Consider the following 20,328-nt stretch of genomic DNA (forward strand, 5'->3'; position numbering starts at 1 on the left):
ACCTTTCGCCGCAGATAGGATACCTTTGGAGGTGGCCCGGTGCCTTGAAGCCCAGGGCGCGGGCCCGTATACTTACGCTGTGACAACAATTTGGATCAATCGAGCGATCGTTGCACTTTCGGCCGTCGGGATCGCGATAGCCGCGTCGCTGTCATATTTCATCTTGAACGACCTGCTGATTCCGTGCAGCGGAAAGCTCGGCTGCCAATGGGTCCAAATGCATCCGTCGAGCCATGTCGGCGACATTCCCGTCGCATTCATCGGATTGGCCGGCTACGTGTTTCTGTTCGCTCTCGCAGTCGCGCGTACGCTCGTCGGCGAGCGCAAGTACCGCATCCTGACTATGGTAGGCGCGATCAGTGCATTTGCCGGTCTCGCGTTTAGCGGCTACCTCATGTACATGTCGTTCGCCGTGATCGGACAAACGTGCGAGTGGTGCGTCTCGTCGTTCGGAACGATCATGCTGATCGCGATTCTTCACGCTGCGCTGTTGCAGTACGGCACAGCCAAGAAGCAAGATCAGCCAATCGGCTCAATGGTAGCCGCCGGAGCGATCATGTTGTCCTTAGGATTTGTGGCGTACAAGGCCGATCAGACCACCCGGTCGGCAGACCTCATCATGGGTATGGTAGATACGGGCATCAGCCTTGAGGAAGCCTTGCCCGATTCGAGCAAGATCCGGGGCGATGCGAACGCCAAGATCACGATGTTGGAGTTCGCGGATATGAACTGTCCCGCGTGTCGCAGGGCGTACCCGCTTGTCAAGAAGATCGTAGACGCCGGTGGAGTGAGATTGGCTTATCGACACCTGCTGCTGCCGGGGCACGAAACGAGCCTCGATGCAGCGGTCATCTCGGAGTATGCGGCGACACAAGGGAAGTTTTGGGAGTTCCTTGATTTGGTCTTTGCTCCGGAGAACACACTGCGCGTGAGGTCGCGAGCGGGGCTGTTGCAGATAGGCGCACAGACCGGCCTGGACAAATCTGAATTGCGCAAGATCTTCAGCGGGGAGGGCGATGAGGAACTCTGGGGGGCAGTTGTGGACGACATGGCAATGGCGGAAAAGAGAATGACAGTCCCTGTTACGCCGACGTTCATCATCTTTGTCGATGGCAAAGAGCCCTTGGCCATTGGCGCTCACAAGCTTGAGAAGACGCTGGATTCGGCGCCTTACAAAGCTCTTCGAGACGCAGGACGATGAGGCGCAAGCAAATTGTCTGCATAGCGATGTCGGGAGGGGTAGACAGCTCGGTCGCGGCGGCGTTGCTGAAAGACGAGGGCCACGACGTCATCGGTGTGACCCTCCAGATTTGGCAGGAGAGCCAGCGCGACCCGCGGCACGCCGGGTGCTGCTCGCTGGGGGCGGTCGACGACGCCCGTCGGGTCGCCCAGATTCTCGACATTCCGCACTACGTTCTCAACTTTCAGGACGAATTCAGAGAGAGCGTGATCGATGAGTTTGTCAGCGAGTACGCTGCCGGGCGGACGCCGAATCCATGCGTGACGTGCAACAAGACGGTGAAGTTTGCAGAACTGTTGAAGACCGCCGAGGAGCTTGGGTGCGACCGTCTTGCAACGGGGCATTACGCGAGAATACGGTTCGACAAAGCCACCGATCGGTATCAGTTGCTGAGGGCGAACGGCTCGCAGAAGGACCAGAGCTACGTCTTGTATATGCTCAGCCAAGAGCAACTGGCTAAGATCTGGTTCCCTATCGGAGAGCTGGCCGACAAAGCGTCGACGCGGAAGTTGGCGAGAGAGTACGGACTGCCGGTCGCCGACAAGCCCGATAGCCAGGAGATCTGTTTTGTCAGCGAAGCCGGGGGGTATCGCGAGTTCCTCGCAAAAAAGATCCCCGACGCGATGAAATCCGGGGAGATGGTGGATCGGGATGGAAAGGTCTTGGGCAGGCACACCGGGGTCGCCAACTACACCGTCGGACAGCGGAGAGGTCTTGGGATTTCATCGAGCGACCCTTTGTACGTGTTGGAGATCAGGCCGCAGGCGAATCAGATCGTGGTCGGACCGGACGAGCAGCTGTTGGAGACGGAAGTTCTTTTGGAGGACGTCGTTTGGAGCGGGCTTGACGAGACTGACCTTCCTACGGCCGTTAGCGCAAAGATTCGGTACAACATGGATGCCAAGGCGGCAACCATCCTTGGCGGCGACGACCCGAGAATCATTTTCGACGAACCGGTTCGGGCGGTGACGCCGGGCCAGATCGCGGTAGCCTATCGAGGTGAGGCCGTGGTTGCTGGCGGCACAATTCGGTGATATGGAATCTGAAAGCCTCGTAATCGGTGTTCTGATCGGTTTTGTAGTGCTGTTGCTGGCGCTGGCTGTGCTGGCGGTCAACAGCCTCCTGGCGACCCGGCGCGAGCTCGGGCGCATCAACAAGAAGCTCGAAAACCTGACGGGCAGGGTGGCGGAGCAGCAAAGGGCGATCGACGCTATCAGCGCTCAACTCTCGGAAAGATCGCGCGATCCGCTCGGCGCGATCCTGGACACCGTCAAGCGTTGGAAGGAGAAAGGACTCATCCCGGCACTTGCACTGTTAGGATTGAAGCTATTTCGGGCATACTTAGGAAAGAGGAGGAAAGCACTCCCAACTAGCGACGACACGGAGAAAACCGAATGAGTAGTTCCGACGACAAGAACGCGATTGTTTATTTATTGGCAGGATTTGGACTGGGTGCGCTTCTAGGCGCAGTAGCTGGCGTTCTTTTTGCGCCGAAGCCCGGCTCTGAGACCAGAGAGCAGGTTGCCGCAAAGCTGAAGGCGATGAAGGCGAAGAGCGAGGACTGGATGGCAGAGCAGAAGGCGAAGCGAAAGGGCGCCGCCGACTCGAACTGACCCACGGCGTAAGCTCGGTCCGAAAGTAGTACAATCACGCCATCGTGGGATGGCGGATCGCCCTATGGATAGGGCTCGTAGCGCTGGCAGGCGCGCTTCTCTATGCTGTTCGCGGCATCTTGATGCCGTTTGTCGTGGCGTGGCTGATCGCCGTGCTGCTCGAGCCTGTCGTTCGCAAGCTCCGCCTCAGGGGCATGTCGCGCGGAAAGTCGGTCGCCCTCATCACGGTGGGTTTTTTCCTGCTGGCCGGCGCGCTCGTCGTTGCGGTTGCGCCGAAGGTGAGTTCACAGCTGACCGGATTGACGGGTGCCACACAGCTACTGACAGATCGGATCGCTGACGAGCGTTCGAACGCGAACTTTTTCCTGCGTTGGAATCCCGCCGTCAAGGCACAAGCGCCGGGGCCGGTCGGCTGGTTTGACCAAGCCCTAGAGGAGTTCAGCCCGATTCTAAAGTCGGTCGGGCTGCCTAACACTCGGCGGGCGATCATCGATCAGTACATCGAGCCGAGAAGGGAAGACATTCTCGGAATCATTTCAAACTTTTTCAACGGCCTCGTCGGCATGATCGGGAGCGCGGCGTCGCAGGTACTCCTTCTGCTGTTCACTCCGATCTTCGCCTACATGATGCTGCTCGAGATGGAGAACCTTCGGATGAGGACGTCCAGTTGGATTCCGCCTGCCATTCGGGCGGACACGATGGCGATCATTTCGGACATTGGCGACGTGTTCAAGAACTATCTGCGCGGCGTCTTGATGGGGATCTCGGTGCACATTCTGATATCTGCGGTGATATTCAGCCTTCTTGGCATGCCGTATTCGATTCTCATGGCGATCCTGGCCGGAGTGCTCTCGCTCGTGCCGTTCCTGGGTGCGTTGATGACGGGCGTCTTGATCTTCCTCGTGACCGGCCTCAGCGATGTTTCAGGAAACTGGTTTATGACATTCAGTTCGCCGTGGGTGTTCGCCGGTGTGCTCGTCGGAGTGTATATCGTCGAGTCAACTCTGTACGACAATTTGGTCTACGCCCGGATCGTCGGCAAGTCGGTCGATCTTCACCCGCTCGTTTCTCTTTTCGTTATCTTTAGCGGTGGGGCGCTGTTCGGTTTGCCAGGGATGCTGATCGCGTTCCCGCTGGCGGGTTCCATCAAGATTGTTCTCGGTCGGCTGCTTCGTTTGACGAACAAGCCCGACGACTCAGCTCTGCGGTTGCCTGCGACCCCCTTGCGGCATCGCACTGGCTCCGGTTAGACGGCGGGCAAGATCGCTCGCCGATAGCTCGACGGACTCTTTGCCCGACTCCAAGGTGACGCTGAGCGTTATCGGCTCTACTTGAATGTGCCACGGCTCGTCGATCCCCTTGAAGTGGACGGTCAACACACCGTTGTCGGCTGACGCACTGGCGACGTCTCTCACCAGTTCAACGCGCTTCCGCACGAGCCCCAACGATATGCGGCCGTCATTGACTACGAAACGCAGCCACTTGCCGACGATCGACGCGTCCGTGCCAGGCGCAACGTCTGCTGCTCGCCCCTTCCACACCAGATCGGGCCGTCGCGGATCGAGGGCGATCTCGTTGTGTTGGTACGCCTCTCGCAGCGCATCTGTGATATCTTGATCGAGCGTGTCTTCGTCGCCCGAGGCGGGCAAGTCCTGGGAGATTCTGTGCCAGTCCTCCAGCGAATGGCGTTCGCCGGCGCGGCCTCGTAGCATCGCATGGCCCGTATGCACGAGTTCCAAGCTCTCACCTTCCGCATCGTCGAACTCGGTCTCGCAGGCATGGCAGGCGAATCCGGGCTTGCCGGACTCTTTTCCGACCGCTAACCAGGGGACAAGGTCGACGCGCAAAAGCTCTCCGCCGTACCTGACCACGAAGCCGTACGGATCGCGCGTGTCGTCGCTCAAGAGCGTGATCTTCTCGTTCGCGCGGAAGAAGTCCGCGCCGCAAGCTTCGCAGTGGCAGTTACCCGAGTCAGGCCTCAAACCGGCAGCGACTCGCGCCCATTCGTCCGGATACAGCTTCGTCCAACCGTCGTTCATCGGGTCGCTCGTGGTCCTCTCCCAGCGGCCGTCGCGCATGACGTCGAACTGCGCGCGGCACACGTCGCAGATCATCGTCTTCGCAGCTCTTCCGCTGTCGTCGTGCCACTCGCTCCACGGCTTGGCCGTGCCGAGGCCGTCGCGCCAGTCCTCTCCTTCCTTCTTAAGCGCGAAGTCGCAGTTTCCGCAAAGCACGACGCCTGTATTCAGAAAACCGAACCGCTTTACAGGCTTCATTATTCCGGTATCGCACTTGGGACAGACGCCCGGTCTATGCTCGTTGTCGACCGCGTGGAGGATTCCTCCGCGGCACGTCGCGCACGACTGCTCGTGAATGTTGCGCATCTTCAGTCGCCCCTCTCTGCAGACTGGGCACTGATCTTTGCCCAACGGCTCGGGACGGTCGAGGACGTTTCCGCAGGCCGGGCATTGGCGCGGGCTGTACTTGAATCGCAAGAGCCTCGACCGCTTTTCGTCCAGCGCGAGCACCCGGTCGGCCTCGGACTGGACGTCGAGAGTGCCGTGCAGAATCGCGCGAAACTCCTCCGCCGACTGGGGGCGCTCGGCCAGCAGCATCGACAGCGCGGACTCGACTGCCGCAGCGAGGTTCGGAGGCGTGTCCGGTCGCACGGACATCAACGGGATCACTGGCGTTCCCGCCAGCCGATCGTGGACTCCAGTCGGCGGAATACCGGTCAAAAGAGTATAAGCTAACGCAGCTAAGCTATACAGATCAGTTGCAGGGCTTCGGCGCTCGCTTTCCAGGATCTGTTCAGGCGGAGCGTAGCTGGGGGAGAACTGAACGCCGTGTGCGCTGGTGAGATCTGCGTGCCACTGCCGCGCCGAACCGAAGTCTATCAGGTGCGCTTGACCGTCGTCGGCAAGCAGTACGTTCGACGGCTTAACATCCAGGTGCAGCAGCTTACGTCTGTGCAACTGCTCGAGCGATTCCAGGAGCTGCTCCACGATGCTGGTTACGTCTTCCACGCTCATGGCGCCAGATTGAGCCACGATTTTAGAAAGTGGGGTCGCGTTCGGAACGTAGTCGGTCACGAGATACGCAGTTTGATGTTCGTCGAAGACGGACCGGAAGTTCGGGACGCGCGATATCGCGACCCTGCGCAGGATCCGGGCTTCTGCCGTGAACTGCCGTCTCAACCGCTGCGCCTCAGCCGGCCCGATGAACGAAAAGTCGAGGTCGTCGTTGTCGAGCCTCCGTGTTGCTTGCGGCGCAAGCTCCTTCAGTACGGCGTCGTCACCTCGAACCAAGTCTTCGACAAGATAGGTGATGCCGAACCCGCCACGACCCAAGAATCGACCGACGGCGTACCGGTCGTCGAGCAGCGTTCCTTCTCTCAGCGGCAGCGGTTGAAACTTCGGCATTGGCCAATTCACCTAATTGTGGCTTCCAATGCCCCCCATAAAGCTACACTCACGGCGATGGGTTTGATCTATCTTGCACTTGTTCTCGCGCCGTTTCAGTACGGTTTCGATGCGACAACCGCGATCGAGTACGAAACAGCGATGACCTTTGACGGGTTCATTCCCGTGCTGGGCGGGACCGAGGGGCTAGTCGTCGTCACCATGGGCCTGTCGGTAGTCGGCGAGGCGCCAGCGCGAAAGAACGCGATTCAAGCGGTCAGCGAAATCACGAGCTTCAAGATCACCTTTAACGACGCGACCCTTCCGTTCGGCCTGGAAAGCGTAACGGAGTTTTTTCCAAGAACCAAGATCGAGCTGTCGCCGAGCGGGAAGATCCTGAAGACCGACGCGCCGGACACCAGACCGCCGATTCGTTTGCCGGGGCTGGATGTGAAGCGGTTTCCAGACATCACTTACGTGCCGATCGTTTTTCCGAAGACAGACCTCAGCGTGGGATCGGAGTGGACGTTCGAAAAGCCGTTCAGCGACGGTCCGATGAAGTATAGATGCAAGCTGTTGAAGATCGATGGCGACCTGATCACTGTTGCTATGAAGATCGACCAGGAGTACGAGACGCTAGAAAACGAGGCGCTCGAAGTGGTCGACGAGCGAGAGGAAGCGGTGCGCTCCGTCAAGACTGTCATGACAGGACAAGGCACGGTCGTGTTCGACGTTCGGGAGGGGCTCGTCCATTCGCTCAAGATGGTCGCAGAGTCGACGGGCGAAGAGTTCAGCATGGACGGGGAGATGCTGAAAACGCGAAAGCTCAGCACGACCATGGAACTGGTCAGGAAAGTTGATTCACGCAGCGGCGAGTCAGCCTGATTCTCCGTTCGGCGTACTCGAACTCTCCCGCTGCGGGTAAGTTCTGATTCGATGACGAGGGCCGCACGCGCAAAGCAGCTTCGCGAGCAGATAGAGCGGCACAACCGGCTTTACCACGAGCAGGACGCGCCGGAGATCAGCGACAGCAAATACGACGAGATGTTCGCCGAACTCGTCCAGATCGAGGGCGAGTGTCCGGAGTTGCAGACGCCCGACAGCCCGACCCTCCGCGTCGGCGCGCCGCCGATCGAGAAATTCGAACAGCACAGACACGCGGTCCCGATGTTGTCGCTCGATAACGCTTTCGGGGTCGATGAGTTGCGGGCTTTCGACGAGCGGGTTCGGAAGGCGCTTGAAGCCGAGACTGTTTCTTATCTTGCGGAACTGAAGTTCGACGGGCTTTCTCTTTCGCTGACCTACGTCGACGGGCTGCTCACCGTCGCTGCGTCCCGCGGTGACGGAACCACCGGAGAGAACGTGACCCACAACGCACGAACGGTCCGCGGTCTCCCTCTGCGATTGAGCGCGGCTGTTCCTGGGCTGCTCGAAGTGCGCGGAGAAGTGGTCATGTTCCAATCCGTGTTCGACCAGCTCAACGCGGAAAGGGCCGAGGCAGGCGAGCAGGTGTTCGCGAATCCGCGCAACGCCGCGAGCGGAGGAATGCGCCAACTCGACAGCCGTGAGACCGCTGCGCGAAAGCTGACGTTCTTCGCATACGGCGTCGGCGAGACGAGCAGCGAGAGTTTCAGCAAGCAGTCCGAATTGATGGCGTGGCTTAGAGGTCTGGGCTTCGAGGTGCGAGAGGAAGCTCGCGTTTGCGACGGCGCTCAGGGGATCGTTGATTACGTGGAGGAGCTTGGGCAGCACCGGTCTGACTTGCCGTTTGGGATCGATGGCGCAGTGATCAAAGTTGATGATCTGAGCGCACAGGCGGATTTGGGGAGCACGTCGCGCGGGCCGCGATCGGCGATCGCGTATAAGTTTCCGGCAGAGCAAGCGTTCACTATCATGGAGGACGTTGAGTGGCAGGTTGGTCGCACGGGCGTCGTCACGCCGGTCGCTCACCTTGCGCCTGTGCAGGTCGGCGGCGTGACGGTTAGCCGCGCGACGCTCCACAACTTCAGCGACATGACCGAGAAGGACGTTCGCATCGGGGACACGGTTATCGTGCAGCGCGCGGGCGACGTCATCCCGGAAGTGATCGGCCCGGTCCTCAAGAAGAGACCGAAGAAAGCCAAGCCTCCTCGCATGCCGACCGAGTGCCCGGAGTGCGGAACGGCGCTGGTCGAGGAGGAGGGTTACGTCGCGCTGCGCTGTCCCAACCGGGCCGGATGCGATGCGCAGATCGCCGCGAAGCTCACGCACTTCGTCAGCAAGAGGGCGATGGATATCGACGGTCTCGGCGAAAGGCAGATCGTGCGGTTTCTCGGGCTGGGATGGCTCGACGACCTGCCGAGCATCTACCGTTTGAAGGCCAGGCGCGACGAGTTGGTCGAGCTGGACCGAATGGGCGAGCAAAGCGTCGAGAACTTGATCGCGGCGATCGAGGAGTCGAAGTCGAGACCGCTCGAGCGATTCCTGTTCGCTCTCGGGATCAGGTTTGTCGGAGAGCGGACTGCGGTCGATCTGGCCAACACGTTTGGTTCGCTCAGGGAGTTCAGGCGCGCGAGCTATGACTGTCTGATGGAGATCGACGGCGTCGGCCCCAAAGTTGCCAGCGAAGTTGAAGAGTGGCTCGAACTCGATGAGAATCAAAACCTGCTCGACGATTTGCTGGCGACCGGGGTCGAACCGATCGAAGCAGCAACTTCCGGTAGCGCCGAGTTCGCCGGGAAGACATTCGTCTTTACCGGAAAGCTCGAACGGTTCACGCGAGGCGATGCCGAAAAGCTCGTGCGAAGCCTCGGCGGAAAGACTGCGGGCAGCGTCAGCAAGAACACAACGCACGTCGTCGCCGGTCCGGGGGCCGGAAGCAAGCTCGCCAAGGCAGAGGAACTGGGGACGACAGTCCTCACGGAAGAACAGTTCCTTGAGATGGTTCCGGGGGGATCGATTTGACCAGCTTTGATCTCAATATCCCGAAGACCGCTCTTGACTTTCGATTGTGCGTGACCAGCGGTCAGGTCTTCCGTTGGGATGAGATCGAGCCGAACAGATGGCTGGGCGTCGACGGTAGCAACTGGTACGAGGTTTTCGTAGACGGGGAAGACTACGCGGTCAAAACGAACGCCAGTCAAGCCTCCTTTCGCGATCTGCTGAGGCTGGATGAGGACGTCGAAAAGCATTGCCGAAAGATCGTCACTAGTGCGCCGGAGCTGGCCGAATACATCGACTCGCTTGCGGGTCTGCGCTTGATGAAGCCGAGCGACGCAGTCGAGGAGACGTTCTGCTTCCTCTGCACGTCGAACAACCACATCGCGAGAATTCTGACAATGGTCAGGTCTCTTGCGAGTTTCGGCGAGCCGATGGCTGATGTGCAGGGACAGCCAGTTCATCGGTTTCCGCTTGTCCAGGTGATCGCCGAGATTGAGGAGTCGCATCTTCGCGAACTTGGGTTCGGTTACCGCGCGCGTACGATCCCGGCTGCGGCCCGAGAGATGCTCAGACGGGGCGGGGAGGAGTGGCTCGAATCGCTGAAAGCAAAACCGTACGAGACTGCGCACAAAGAGCTGATTGCGCTATCGGGGATCGGTCCGAAGCTCGCTGACTGCATCTGCCTGTTCGCGTTGCACCACACACAGGCAGTCCCCGTCGATACCCACTTGTGGCAGGCGGCTGTGCGGCTCTACTTCCCGGAGTGGAAAGGGAAATCGCTGACCGCAAGCCGGTATCAGGCAATTGGCGATCGGTTCCGCGCTGACCACGGCGAGCTTGCCGGATGGGCGCACCAGTACCTGTTCTACGACAACATGAAGAACTGGCGCAACTCGCGCAAGGGGTAGGATTTTGGAATGACACGCTGGCTTATCGGGGTTCTGATCGTCTTCGGCTCTTGCGCTGCTGCTCCCGTGCAGGATCGCCAGTGGGGGCCGCCACAGGACCTGTGCGAGTTGGACGATCCGCAGATCGATGAAAGCTCTGGCGTTGCGGCGAGCAACATAGAAGCAGGCGTCTTCTACACCCACAACGACAGCGGAGACAAGGCCCGGTTCTTCCGCTTCAACAGAGACGGCGAAGTCGAGGGCACCTACGAGCTAGCACTTATCGAAGCGAGGGACTGGGAGGACATGGCGAGCGCGGTGGTTGATGGAAACCCCTACATCTACCTCGGCGACATAGGCGACAACGCCAGAGTCCGCGACGAGATCGTGATCTACCGTGTGCATGAGCCGACGTGGACAGACGATGGTTTTTACATTCTCTTCGAAAGCTACACGCTCAAATACCCCGACAAGGCGCACGACTGCGAAGCAATGTTCGTCACGCAGACTGGCGACATCTACCTCGTCACAAAGGCGAGAGACGGTGTCACCGGCGTTTACATGCTTAAGAAGCCAACAGGATCGGGAAGTTACACCCTGCGGCACATCCGGAACATCCCAGTCGATACGAAGGGCTTCGGCGGGACTTGGGTGACAGGTGGGGATGTCTCACCAGATGGCAAGCATGTCGTAATCCGTACATATAGCGCAGCGCTGGAGTACGAAGTGCCGGAAGAATTCGAAGATTGGGTGAATCAAGAGCCGAAGCAAATCCGCCTCCCGATCGAAGTACAGGGCGAGGCGATCTGTTACAGCAAGGACGGGCACTACCTGATTACAACCAGCGAAAGGGCGCCTTGCCCAGTTTCGATTTTGCGGCTGAAGAACTAGTGGTCGGAGGCCGTCAGGCCCCTGATCGTTGAACTCATTTGAACCTGGCCGCGCGCCAGATCACAGGCTCATAATCGGCTTAATGGGTATATTCTGTGCCTGCCTCCTTCGACGGCGAACGGCTCCGGGCGGCAGGCCAGTATGCGTAGGATCGCTTATTTCGCGGCGGTTGTTTTCCTCACTCTTCTCCTAAACTCGGTGCTTGCGCTGCAGTCATCGCCGAAAGGGAGCGAGGTCGTGCTCCGTGTCGAACACGTTCGCTTGCCGTACCAGGTCAAGTACGTCTTTGACAACCAGATGCAGAGCGGCGCCTTGCTGAAGTTCGGATACGGTGTCGAAGGCCGAATCGTCCGTGAGTTTCAGCAGATCGTTCGAGACGGCACTGTGATCGACGAAAAGCTGATCCGAGAAACGGTCACAGATCCTGTGCCGGCGATCTTCAAGATGGGCAGGCCTAGCAACCGCGGTGTGTCGAGCGGCACCTACACGCGCGCGAAAGTCGTCGAGATGGAATCGACCGCATATACGCCGGATGCGGGCCGCAGGCATCCGACTTTCCTTACCTATACCGGCACCAAAGCGGAGTACGGCGCGATAGCCGTTGACCCGCGAGTTATCCCGCTTGGGACGCTGATGTATGTCGAAGGTTACGGATTTGGGATCGCGGAGGACACCGGATCGGCGATCAAAGGGAACATAATTGACGTGTGCATCGAGGGCCGAAAGGAAGCGCTACGGTGGGGAAGACGGCAGGTGAAGGTTCACATCTTCGAGAACGTGATCGAGCTGCCGAGCTCAGAGACACCCTCGAACGGCACGGGGTAAGGCTGACCAAGCGCCTCGGACAGCACTTTCTGATCTCAGATCGCGTGGTCGACGAGATCGTCTTGCTTGCTTCCGGCTATGAAGGCGTTCTTGAGATCGGCCCTGGGGCAGGTGCGCTCACCACCAGACTTGTCGAAGGCGCTACCAGAGTTACAGCAATCGAGTTCGACAAACGCATGATCGCGATTTTGTCCGAGATCTGCCCTGGCGCGACGGTTGTCGAAGCGGACGTGCTCAAGGTTGATTTAGGCGAGTTGTTGGAGTCGTTGCCAGCGCCGCGCTGCGTCGTCTCGAACATGCCGTACAGCATCACCGGTCCGCTGCTGACTAAGATCGCCGCGCAGCGCGAACGGATCGACTCGGCGATACTGATGATGCAACGGGAGGTCGGCGAGCGCGTGTTAGCTTTGCCCGGTGATCGTAGGCGCGGCTCGCTGTCCTTGTTCTTGCAGCTGCAGTTTTCGATCAGCAAAGTCTGCAATGTGCCGCCGGGGGCGTTTGTTCCGAGACCGAAAGTGTCCAGCGTCGTGCTTCAGCTGACGCCGCTTGACGGTACTGTTTCGCAGCAGGTGTTCGATGTCGTGCGAGCGGGTTTTGTTCAGCCGCGAAAGACGCTTGTCAACAATCTCTCTGGCGATTATGCCAGGATCAAAGTCATCGACGCAATCGTTGCTCTTGGTCTGAGCGAATCGATCCGTCCGCACCAGCTCGAGGACGAGCATTGGATCGAATTGGGAAGCCGGTTATGAAACAGCAGGTGTGCGACTGGGCGCGTGAAGTCGGTTTCGATCTTGTCGGAATTGCGGATGTGCAACCGGCTACGACTATCGCTAACTATAATGCATGGATCGATCGGGGACTGCACGCGGGAATGGAGTATCTGCACGAGCAGCGCGAGCTGCGAGAGCAGGTGACTAACCTCCTGCCCGAGGCACGCTCGGCTCTTGTCGTTGGGTTGAACTACCATCAGAATGTCTCACATAAAGAGGGGTTCCCGAGGATCGCGCAGTACGCGCTTGGACGGGACTATCACAAGGTGATGCGTGGCAAGCTGCGGCAGTTGGGACGGTGCATTACAGACCATGATTCAGGTTTAAAATGGCAGGCCTGCGTGGATTCTGCGCCGGTTCTGGAAAGGGAGATGGCGATGCGCGCGGGGCTGGGGTGGATCGGAAAGAACACTTGCCTGATCGACTCGCATCGTGGCAGCTGGTACTTCATCGGCGTCTTGCTTCTTTCGCTGGAACTGGAGCCGGATGAGCCTGCGGTAGGGAGTTGCGGCACCTGTACTATGTGCATAGACGCGTGTCCGACTGGGGCGATCGTGCCGCACGAAGACCGGTGGCAGATCGACAGTTCGAAGTGCATTAGCTATTTAACTATTGAGCATAAGAATGAGTTTAATAAGTCGCAACAAGAACTAGTCGATGACTGGACATTCGGATGCGACATCTGCCAAGACGTGTGCCCGTTCAACAAAGCTCGCGAAGCGCATCCTTTGCGTGCTACGGAGACGACGGAGAGCGACTTCTTAAAACGGCGCGAGTGGCCGTCGCTAAAGGAGCTTGCTCAAATCGATTACGACGAGTGGGACAAGTTGACGCGCGGATCGCCTGTGCGTCGGGCAGGTTTCGACGGTCTGCGGCGCAACGCGCGCGCGAATCTCGCCAACGCTTCTCAGAAAAAATAAAACGCGCGCGGCCTACAGAGCTTCGATCAAAACTGCGGTCGCTTCGCCGCCACCGATGCACGGTGTTGCGATCGCGTACTGTCCGCCGCGCCGACGGAGTTCGTGCAACGCCGTGATGACCAGGCGCGTTCCCGTCATCCCGATTGGGTGGCCGATGCTGACCGCGCCGCCGTTGACGTTCAGTTTGTCGCTCGGGATGCCAACCTTGTCGGCAACGACGAGCGCGACGACGCTGAACGCCTCGTTCACTTCGAACAGGTCGATGTCGTCAACAGTTTTGCCGGTGGACTTCAGTAACTTTTCAATCGCGAACGCGGGAGCGGTGGTGAACCACTCCGGCTCCTGCGCGTGCGACGCGTATCCGACTATCCTACCGATCGGCTTGAGACCGCGCTTTTCGGCCTCTGCGGCGCTCGACAGCACCGTCGCGGCCCCTCCGTCGTTGATGCTGCTGGCGTTTCCGGCGGTCGTGACGCCCTCTTTGCCGAACGCTGGCCGCAGTTTGGGCAGCTTCTCCGGCTTTCCGCGCCCCGGCTCCTCGTCTTGCGAAACCAGGATCGGGTCGCCTCTTCTCTGCGGAATCGAGACCTCCACAATCTCGTCTACAAACTTGCAGGCCTCTTGTGCCGCCAATGCCTGGGCGTAGCTGTTTGCAGCGAATGTGTCTAACTTTTCCCTGCTAAAGTTGAACTCAGCGGCAGTCTTGTCGCCGCAGGTTCCCATGTGGCAGTCGTTGTACGCATCCCAAAGACCGTCGTGGACCATGCTGTCGATGAGCGTTCCGTCGCCGAGCCGGTACCCCTGCCGAGCCTTGTCGAGGATGTACGGCGCGTTGGTCATGGACTCCATCCCACCGGCGACCATGATCCTGGCGTCGCCGAGCTTGATCGCCTGGGCCGCGAGCATGATCGTCTTCATGCCCGAGCCGCACACCTTGTTGACCGTCGTGCACGGCACGCTGCTCGGGATTCCCGCGCCGATGCTCGCCTGGCGAGCGGGCGCCTGCCCCTGGCCCGCGCTTAGCACGTTGCCCATATAAACCTCGTCGATATCAGCTCCGGCGACACCTGCGGATTCGAGCGCCGCCCTGATCGCGATCGAGCCCAGTTCATGGGCCGACATCGACGCTAGCGCGCCCTGAAACGAGCCGATCGGGGTGCGCTTTCCGCTGAGTAGAACAACGTCTTCCATTCTTCAATTCCTCTGTCTGGAGATTACCTGCCTGGGAGAGACGCGACCCGGGCTGATGATCCCGCCTCCGCACGGCAACTCCCCTCCCACAGCGACCCCAGAAAGATGGCCGCGTCTCCTCTCCCCTTGAGGGAGAGGATTGAGGAGAGGGGGCGAGACAGAGGCAGTCCCTTCCTCCTTTCCGGACCAGCGCTCCGTTGGCTCACGGGCTGTCGCGCCGTTCGCCTCCGTGGCAAATAGGCGCGGTTGCACACCGCCGTAGTCGTGTGCGACAAGAGAAATTCCAGAAAAGGGCTTGACAAAACAGCGCGACATCACTATCTCCTTTTTGACGGCCGGAATTCGGCTGTGGAGATGAAGATGAAATTGAACGGTAGGGTTGTGAAGAGAGCAAACGCATTTGCGCTCCGCGTGTCTTGCGTCGGACTGTCGGTGCTGATGGCGTACAGCACGGGCGCCAGCGGATTCAACTACCTCGCTCGGCTGACGCCTTCTTCGGTACCTGCTGGCTCGGTACCGTAGCGTCGAATAGGCTCTGCTAAAATGAGGAATGGCGAGGTGCGTCCTTGTAGCGTCACATCCTGATGGAAGCGCGATGTGCACTGAGAAGTGCAGGTGTGTCTTCGCTCCTCTTGGCGGGGTCGCCGTGGAGGAACGCCGGAAGTGCGTGTACCTGTTCCGTGGGACTTCAACTGCTCTTGATGCGGCCAGGTCGCTAAGAGAGGCTGTCGGCGAGGATGCGCCCGTCACGATAGCCCTCGCAGAGATCGGCCAGTACACGACCGGGCGGTGGATTTCAAAGCTGTCCGAGGTCTCGTCCAAGGCAGTTCCCGGCAGCTTGCTCGGGGTCGGCGAGATCGTCGAAAAGCTCACAAAGGTCATCGACCCCGGGGAGACTCAGGAACTTGGGCGTCACTCCTTCAGCGACCTGAGTCCGCCAGAGCGCGTTATTGCGTTCGACGTTCATTTCATGTACCCCGAGAAACCTGGACTGAAGGGCCTGGACCTGTACGACCACACCTTACCTACTCTGTTCGACTCGTTCGTGGGGCGCGAAAGCCTCATGGACAGAATCGAACTGTCGATCCGGGCGAGTCGGCTGGTAACCCTCACCGGATGCGGAGGGGCGGGAAAAACAAGGCTTGCGACCCAGGCTGCCGCGCGGATTCTTGGCGAAGGAGTGGAGATCTGTAGAATCGTCTACCTTGCGCCGGTGACAGGAGTAGACAGCGTAGGTCAGGCCTTGGCCGACCAGTGTGGCGTGACCGGCGGGGGCGTCGATGCGGTCGTTGACGAGTTCCGCTCGAAGTCTTGCCTGTTCGTCGTGGACAACTGCGAGCACGTCCTTGCAGGCGCGCGGTCTGCGATCCTCGACATACTCTCGCACGTTCCAAGGTCACAGGTGATCGCGACCTCGCGCGAAGCGCTCAGCGTCGGTGGCGAGATCGTTATCGAAGTGCCTCCTCTGCCGGAAGCTAGAAGCCTGTTCATCGAGCGCGTGCAAGAGCGAAGGGCAATCTACGATCCCGATCTGGCGGAACTCGACCTTATAGACGAGATATGCTCAAGGGTAGCCGGTCTGCCTCTTGCTATTGAGCATGCTGCCGGGCACTCGTCAGTAATTGGCGTTAGTGAGTGCCTTGCTCGGCTGAAGATAGGACTAAAGGACCTCCGTATGGACGGCGAAGACAGGCACCTGACTATGGAAGCGACGATAAGGTGGAGCTATGACCTGCTGGATCAGGATGAGCGCGAGTCCGCGGAAATCCTCGCTGGCTTCAGCAGTTCTTTTCAGCTCGTAGACGCCGAGGAAGTGCTTTTTCGCGAGTCAGCCTACATCGTACTGACCGCCCTGGTCAGGAAGAGCCTGGTCGTGAGGTCGTTCGACAAGGAAGGCCAGCCTTGGTTCCACATGCTGGCGCCCGTCCGGGAGTATTCGATTTCTCGACCATCCGAAATCCGTTCACAAAGGATGCGAGATTACGTTGAGCGGCTGATCAACGAGGCGTATGCCTACTCCGAAGGTGAGAAGACGGACAGAGACTTCAGATTCCTTGCCAAGAGGTATGCGACTGTCCGAACTATTCTCCAAGAGATCGTCTCGACGGGCGATCCGGCTGGCAAGTCTCTCTGCACAAAGATGACGAGGTTTTGGACCGAGTACGGGCACGTTTTCGACGGTATCCGGCTTATTACGGAATGCTTGCTCGATCAGTCTGGCGAGTATTCTCCGGAGGCGGACAACGCGCTTGCCGTCATGCTATGGGTCAATGGCGACTTCGACGAAGCCGAGGGGCAGTTCAGGCTGTTGTTGGAGGAAGCCCGAAAGCGAAACGACAACCTTTGGGTGGCGAGCGTGCTATCTAACCTCGGAAGTCTGAAGAACCAAAAAGGTGAGTACGAAGAGGCGCGGCAGTATCTGGTGGAAGCGTTCAACTTGCTGCTAGTCGAAGGCGACGTTCCACGATGGGCGAAGAGTGCCGGCAACCTTGCTAATCTGCTTTTGCAGATAGGCGAGTACGGGGAGGCGGTCAGTGTCCTGGAGCGAACGCTCTCGACCGATGGCGGTTTAATCCCGGTCGAGACAATCCACATGCTAAGGCTGAATCTTTGTGATGCGCTCAGGCTCACGTCGAATGTAGCAGAGTGCGTTGGTATACTTGATCTGTTGATTGCATCTGGCATGGACAATCCGGCAACTGCGGCTCCAACCGTACTAAGGCTCTCGCTGGTGCTGTGCCTAACTGAACGCTACGAACAGGCCGCTAGAACGCTCGGGGTGGCGAAAGTGCTGTACGAGGAGATTGAAGGCGCCGGATTCGCACCTCGGCAGGGGATGGTCGACGAGATCGAGGATAGTCTGAGGGACGCACTGTCCGAGGATCGCTGGCGGGAGCTTGAGCTTGTCGGCAAGCTCTTGAGTCCTGAGGACGTACTTCCTGCCGTCATGGACCTTTTAAGGGACATTTCGTAGCTTCGACTCAGAACTGTGCGTATAATGGGTCGGTCGCTTCGGCGATCAACTAAGAGGTGAAACAGAAATGAATATACCAACTTTTATTGGAAACGGCATCAGCCCAATCACGAGCACACCGCCACCAAACGTGGCTCCGACTTCAGCAGGCTACAGCACCTCATTTGGCGCGGTGGAAGTGCTGCTGTCAATGACACAGCCTATTCCGCCCCTGGTCGACGAGGGGCAACTGCCCTCGTTCAACCTCACTTACCACTTCGAGGAGTTCTATCTTGAGATCCAGAACGGAGTTGTAAACAGGGTCGATATCGCAGGTCAGACCATAGACTGGTCGGCCTCCGAACTTAACCAGGACGGCACGATCAGCGTCGATCTGGGAGTTATCAGACCGTACGACCTGGTGGGCAAGTCGTACCTTGGGGAGAAGTACACGTTTCTTTCCTGCGATGCTGTCTTGATTGAGAACGGAGTGCCCAAGCCAGTATCATGGGTGGTGCGGATGAAGCACTCATAGTAGCGGCTTCGTTCCGAAACTTGAGGGGCACCGGCAATCCGGTGCCCTTTTTAATATGGATGAAGCCAGCGAAGACAGATCCGTAGAATCAAGCAGACTTGAGTACAAGTCTGCGCTGCTTTGGAACAAGAGGAGCGGTCGAAAGGACGGAGACCTGCGTGCTGGTGTGCTTAGGACGATCGCAGCGTTCGCCAACTCGGACGGAGGCGATCTCATTATTGGAATTGCAGACGACGGGTCCGTTCACGGCATCGACGACGAAGTAGCCGAGCTGTTTCAAGACAAGCACCTCGACAGATACGAGGCTCTGTTGCACGAACACGTAAGGAACTCCCTGTATCCTCACCCACACGCGGGCTACACGGTCTCGATGGAGATGCGGGGAAAACGGACTGTCTGCGTCGTCGGCGTCTCGGCGATACCCGGCGTCACGTACGTCGTCAGCAAGAACGAATCGGGAAAGAAGCAGCACGAAGTTTACGTCCGAACAGGAAATAGGACGATTCGGCTAGTAGATGTCGATCGAGACCGATTCGTAACGTCCCGCCTCGGTGGCACTTGGCCTTTTTGAGATTCGCGCGAAGGAACACACAAGCTCAGACCACTAAGTCTTGACGAATGAGTTGGCCGGTGTCACGCCCTTCCAGGTGAGGACTGTCGCGGACATGTTTTTGACAGCGGTCGTATAGGTCGCAGTCGGAGCGTTTCGAAGTTGGAACTTTACGGTGCCGTCCGAGACGGTCGCATTCGAGCCCCGTTCGCGGCCTCTTTCGGTGATCGTCTGGGATTCTTTGGGCGTTGAGATCGAGCGGAAGGAGTACGTCTGGGACGTCGCCTCGCGGGTGACCGACGCGCTAGAGGGCGGGGTGTGGTCCGCGTACTCGTTCGACGCCATCGACCAGCTGATCGCCGAGGCGAAGCCGTCTGTCAGCTACTCCGCTTCGTACTCGTTCGACGCGAACGGAAACCGTCTTTCCCGCACGGTCAACGGCGTTACCGAGACGTACGCCTACGACGACGCGGACAAGCTGCTCTCGATCACCGGCGGGTTCAACCCGCGCACGTACTCCTACGACCTTGCTGGCCGCACGACCGCTATCTCCGGGGTCGGCGGCACGACGCAGTTCGACTACGACTACGACGGCCAGGTGACGCAGATCACGTACCCGAGCTTGGCGACGGATTCCTTCACGTACAACGGTCTCGGCGCGCGGGCGACTTCATCGGGCGTCAGCGGTTCTCGCACTTTCAAGCGGGGCGGGCTAAGCGTCACCTCGCCTGTTCTTTCGGACGGGGTCGCGCAGTACACGCCGGGGATCTCGCGCCGCGAGAACGAGGTCTCGACGTTCCAGCACTCGGGTCTGAAGAACGCCTCCGCGCAGTCTTCCGCTTCCGGGGCGGTCACCGCCTCGCGCGTCTACGACGCCTACGGCAACCTCGTGTCCTCGACCGGCACCTGGCAAGGGCCGTTCGGCTACGGCGGCGCCTTCGGCTACCAGGAGGAGGCCAACGGCCTCAAGCTCCTCGGCCACCGCTACTACGACCCCGACACCGGGCGATTTCTGACCCCCGATCCGATTGGAAGTGGACGGAATTGGTACGCCTACATAGACAACAGTCCTGTCAGCGGATTTGACGCGTCAGGGTTGGTTCGAATCGATATTGCAGCTGGTGCTGCAGCGACAGCGGAGGAGGCGTCCCTTTGGCGCGCGGTGTACACGCTGATTCCAAACTGGCTCAGATGGCTCGCCGGTGCAGGACCGGGTGTTGGCGTCACAGCAAGCCAGATTGGACGACATGCTGTACGATCTGGCAGGCTTCCGCAACTCGCGCGTCAAGCTGGAGAGACGGCCAGAGGATACGGCTTCCGCTTTCACCAGTTAGGGAAGCGGTTCCAGACGGACACGCTGAGGCTTGATAAGGTGATCGAAGGTACGAGAATGAGACCGGACATTCTGGATAAAACAACAAAGACGATTATCGAGATAAAGCCGTCCAACGCCCGGCAGATCGGCGTGGGCACTAATCAGTTGCAAAGATACCTTGAGGCAGCACAGCGCGCGTATGGAGGCGATTGGAAGGGGCAGGTATGGACCTACGATATGCCGCCTCCCGTCCAGTTCAACATTCCCAGAACCATCGGCGGTTTCGGATCGTTTGCCAACAGTGGCTTCTTCAATTAG

19 protein-coding genes are annotated in these 20,328 nt (G+C 59.1%); 17 read left to right on the forward strand and 2 right to left on the reverse strand.

The features are described 5' to 3' along the window. The first annotated feature begins 79 nt into the window (after positions 1-79). Genes IH944_04560 through IH944_04580 form a run of 5 tightly spaced genes read left to right on the forward strand, consistent with a single transcriptional unit; the run spans position 80 to position 4,103 of the window. Positions 80-1,201, forward strand: coding sequence for a vitamin K epoxide reductase family protein (locus IH944_04560; protein ID MCH7903823.1), 1,122 nt, complete (start codon positions 80-82; stop codon positions 1,199-1,201). Positions 1,202-1,227: 26 nt separating this feature from the next. Next, positions 1,228-2,274: a tRNA 2-thiouridine(34) synthase MnmA gene (gene mnmA / locus IH944_04565; protein ID MCH7903824.1), complete on the forward strand. Its 1,047-nt coding sequence runs from the start codon at positions 1,228-1,230 to the stop codon at positions 2,272-2,274. Between the two features lies 1 nt (position 2,275). After that, a complete protein-coding gene (locus IH944_04570; protein ID MCH7903825.1) occupies positions 2,276-2,638 on the forward strand; it encodes a hypothetical protein in 363 nt (120 codons plus the stop codon). Further along, positions 2,635-2,853 (forward strand): YtxH domain-containing protein, encoded by a 219-nt coding sequence (locus IH944_04575; GenBank protein ID MCH7903826.1) that lies wholly within the window; start codon positions 2,635-2,637, stop codon positions 2,851-2,853. The genes IH944_04570 and IH944_04575 overlap by 4 nt, the downstream gene beginning before the upstream one ends. A 44-nt stretch (positions 2,854-2,897) precedes the next feature. Then, complete coding sequence (locus IH944_04580; GenBank protein MCH7903827.1) at positions 2,898-4,103, forward strand: AI-2E family transporter; 1,206 nt, start codon at positions 2,898-2,900, stop codon at positions 4,101-4,103. On the opposite strand, the gene IH944_04585 is transcribed toward IH944_04580, so the two are convergent. Then, complete coding sequence (locus IH944_04585; GenBank protein MCH7903828.1) at positions 4,050-6,275, reverse strand: serine/threonine protein kinase; 2,226 nt, start codon at positions 6,273-6,275, stop codon at positions 4,050-4,052. The genes IH944_04580 and IH944_04585 overlap by 54 nt on opposite strands. A gap of 57 nt (positions 6,276-6,332) precedes the next feature. On the opposite strand from IH944_04585, the gene IH944_04590 reads away from it, so the two are divergent. From IH944_04590 to queG, 7 genes are all read left to right on the forward strand, one after another. After that, a complete protein-coding gene (locus IH944_04590) occupies positions 6,333-7,139 on the forward strand; it encodes a hypothetical protein (protein MCH7903829.1) in 807 nt (268 codons plus the stop codon). 51 nt (positions 7,140-7,190) lie between these two features. Continuing rightward, a complete protein-coding gene (gene ligA / locus IH944_04595) occupies positions 7,191-9,197 on the forward strand; it encodes an NAD-dependent DNA ligase LigA (GenBank protein ID MCH7903830.1) in 2,007 nt (668 codons plus the stop codon). Further along, entirely contained in the window at positions 9,194-10,081 is an 888-nt protein-coding gene (locus IH944_04600; protein ID MCH7903831.1) for a hypothetical protein, read from the forward strand. Before ligA ends, IH944_04600 begins: the two co-directional genes overlap by 4 nt. Before the next feature lie 9 nt (positions 10,082-10,090). Continuing rightward, complete coding sequence (locus tag IH944_04605; GenBank protein MCH7903832.1) at positions 10,091-10,951, forward strand: hypothetical protein; 861 nt, start codon at positions 10,091-10,093, stop codon at positions 10,949-10,951. Positions 10,952-11,092: 141 nt separating this feature from the next. Next, positions 11,093-11,776, forward strand: coding sequence for a 3D domain-containing protein (locus tag IH944_04610; GenBank protein ID MCH7903833.1), 684 nt, complete (start codon positions 11,093-11,095; stop codon positions 11,774-11,776). After that, complete coding sequence (rsmA, locus tag IH944_04615) at positions 11,689-12,525, forward strand: ribosomal RNA small subunit methyltransferase A (protein MCH7903834.1); 837 nt, start codon at positions 11,689-11,691, stop codon at positions 12,523-12,525. The genes IH944_04610 and rsmA overlap by 88 nt, the downstream gene beginning before the upstream one ends. Then, entirely contained in the window at positions 12,522-13,466 is a 945-nt protein-coding gene (gene queG / locus IH944_04620) for a tRNA epoxyqueuosine(34) reductase QueG (GenBank protein MCH7903835.1), read from the forward strand. Before rsmA ends, queG begins: the two co-directional genes overlap by 4 nt. A gap of 12 nt (positions 13,467-13,478) precedes the next feature. Here queG and IH944_04625 read toward each other — a convergent pair whose 3' ends face one another. After that, a complete protein-coding gene (locus IH944_04625) occupies positions 13,479-14,657 on the reverse strand; it encodes an acetyl-CoA C-acetyltransferase (GenBank protein ID MCH7903836.1) in 1,179 nt (392 codons plus the stop codon). 360 nt (positions 14,658-15,017) lie between these two features. On the opposite strand from IH944_04625, the gene IH944_04630 reads away from it, so the two are divergent. The 5 genes from IH944_04630 to IH944_04650 all read left to right on the forward strand — a co-directional run bounded on the left by IH944_04630 (position 15,018) and on the right by IH944_04650 (position 20,328). Beyond that, the gene (locus IH944_04630) at positions 15,018-15,179 is read left to right on the forward strand and encodes a hypothetical protein (GenBank protein MCH7903837.1); all 162 of its coding nucleotides are present in this window, start codon (positions 15,018-15,020) and stop codon (positions 15,177-15,179) included. 28 nt (positions 15,180-15,207) lie between these two features. Further along, positions 15,208-17,631 (forward strand): tetratricopeptide repeat protein, encoded by a 2,424-nt coding sequence (locus tag IH944_04635; GenBank protein MCH7903838.1) that lies wholly within the window; start codon positions 15,208-15,210, stop codon positions 17,629-17,631. Positions 17,632-17,698: 67 nt separating this feature from the next. Continuing rightward, positions 17,699-18,145 (forward strand): hypothetical protein, encoded by a 447-nt coding sequence (locus IH944_04640; GenBank protein ID MCH7903839.1) that lies wholly within the window; start codon positions 17,699-17,701, stop codon positions 18,143-18,145. Between the two features lie 55 nt (positions 18,146-18,200). Continuing rightward, entirely contained in the window at positions 18,201-18,716 is a 516-nt protein-coding gene (locus tag IH944_04645) for an ATP-binding protein (protein MCH7903840.1), read from the forward strand. Positions 18,717-18,870: 154 nt separating this feature from the next. Then, the gene (locus IH944_04650; protein ID MCH7903841.1) at positions 18,871-20,328 is read left to right on the forward strand and encodes a hypothetical protein; all 1,458 of its coding nucleotides are present in this window, start codon (positions 18,871-18,873) and stop codon (positions 20,326-20,328) included.

It is taken from the genome of Armatimonadota bacterium, assembly GCA_022563855.1.
GTDB lineage: Bacteria > Armatimonadota > Fimbriimonadia > Fimbriimonadales > Fimbriimonadaceae > JADFMN01.

Bases quoted from the DNA above. Each gene is read 5' to 3' on its own strand.
- mnmA (MCH7903824.1), top strand. From the start codon at position 1,228: ATGTCGGGAGGGGTAGACAGCTCGGTCGCGGCGGCGTTGCTGAAAGAC.
- IH944_04570 (MCH7903825.1), top strand. From the start codon at position 2,276: ATGGAATCTGAAAGCCTCGTAATCGGTGTTCTGATCGGTTTTGTAGTG.
- IH944_04575 (MCH7903826.1), top strand. From the start codon at position 2,635: ATGAGTAGTTCCGACGACAAGAACGCGATTGTTTATTTATTGGCAGGA.
- IH944_04585 (MCH7903828.1), bottom strand. From the start codon at position 6,275: ATGCCGAAGTTTCAACCGCTGCCGCTGAGAGAAGGAACGCTGCTCGAC.
- IH944_04590 (MCH7903829.1), top strand. From the start codon at position 6,333: ATGGGTTTGATCTATCTTGCACTTGTTCTCGCGCCGTTTCAGTACGGT.
- ligA (MCH7903830.1), top strand. From the start codon at position 7,191: ATGACGAGGGCCGCACGCGCAAAGCAGCTTCGCGAGCAGATAGAGCGG.
- IH944_04605 (MCH7903832.1), top strand. From the start codon at position 10,091: ATGACACGCTGGCTTATCGGGGTTCTGATCGTCTTCGGCTCTTGCGCT.
- IH944_04610 (MCH7903833.1), top strand. From the start codon at position 11,093: ATGCGTAGGATCGCTTATTTCGCGGCGGTTGTTTTCCTCACTCTTCTC.
- queG (MCH7903835.1), top strand. From the start codon at position 12,522: ATGAAACAGCAGGTGTGCGACTGGGCGCGTGAAGTCGGTTTCGATCTT.
- IH944_04625 (MCH7903836.1), bottom strand. From the start codon at position 14,657: ATGGAAGACGTTGTTCTACTCAGCGGAAAGCGCACCCCGATCGGCTCG.
- IH944_04630 (MCH7903837.1), top strand. From the start codon at position 15,018: ATGAAATTGAACGGTAGGGTTGTGAAGAGAGCAAACGCATTTGCGCTC.
- IH944_04635 (MCH7903838.1), top strand. From the start codon at position 15,208: ATGGCGAGGTGCGTCCTTGTAGCGTCACATCCTGATGGAAGCGCGATG.
- IH944_04640 (MCH7903839.1), top strand. From the start codon at position 17,699: ATGAATATACCAACTTTTATTGGAAACGGCATCAGCCCAATCACGAGC.
- IH944_04645 (MCH7903840.1), top strand. From the start codon at position 18,201: ATGGATGAAGCCAGCGAAGACAGATCCGTAGAATCAAGCAGACTTGAG.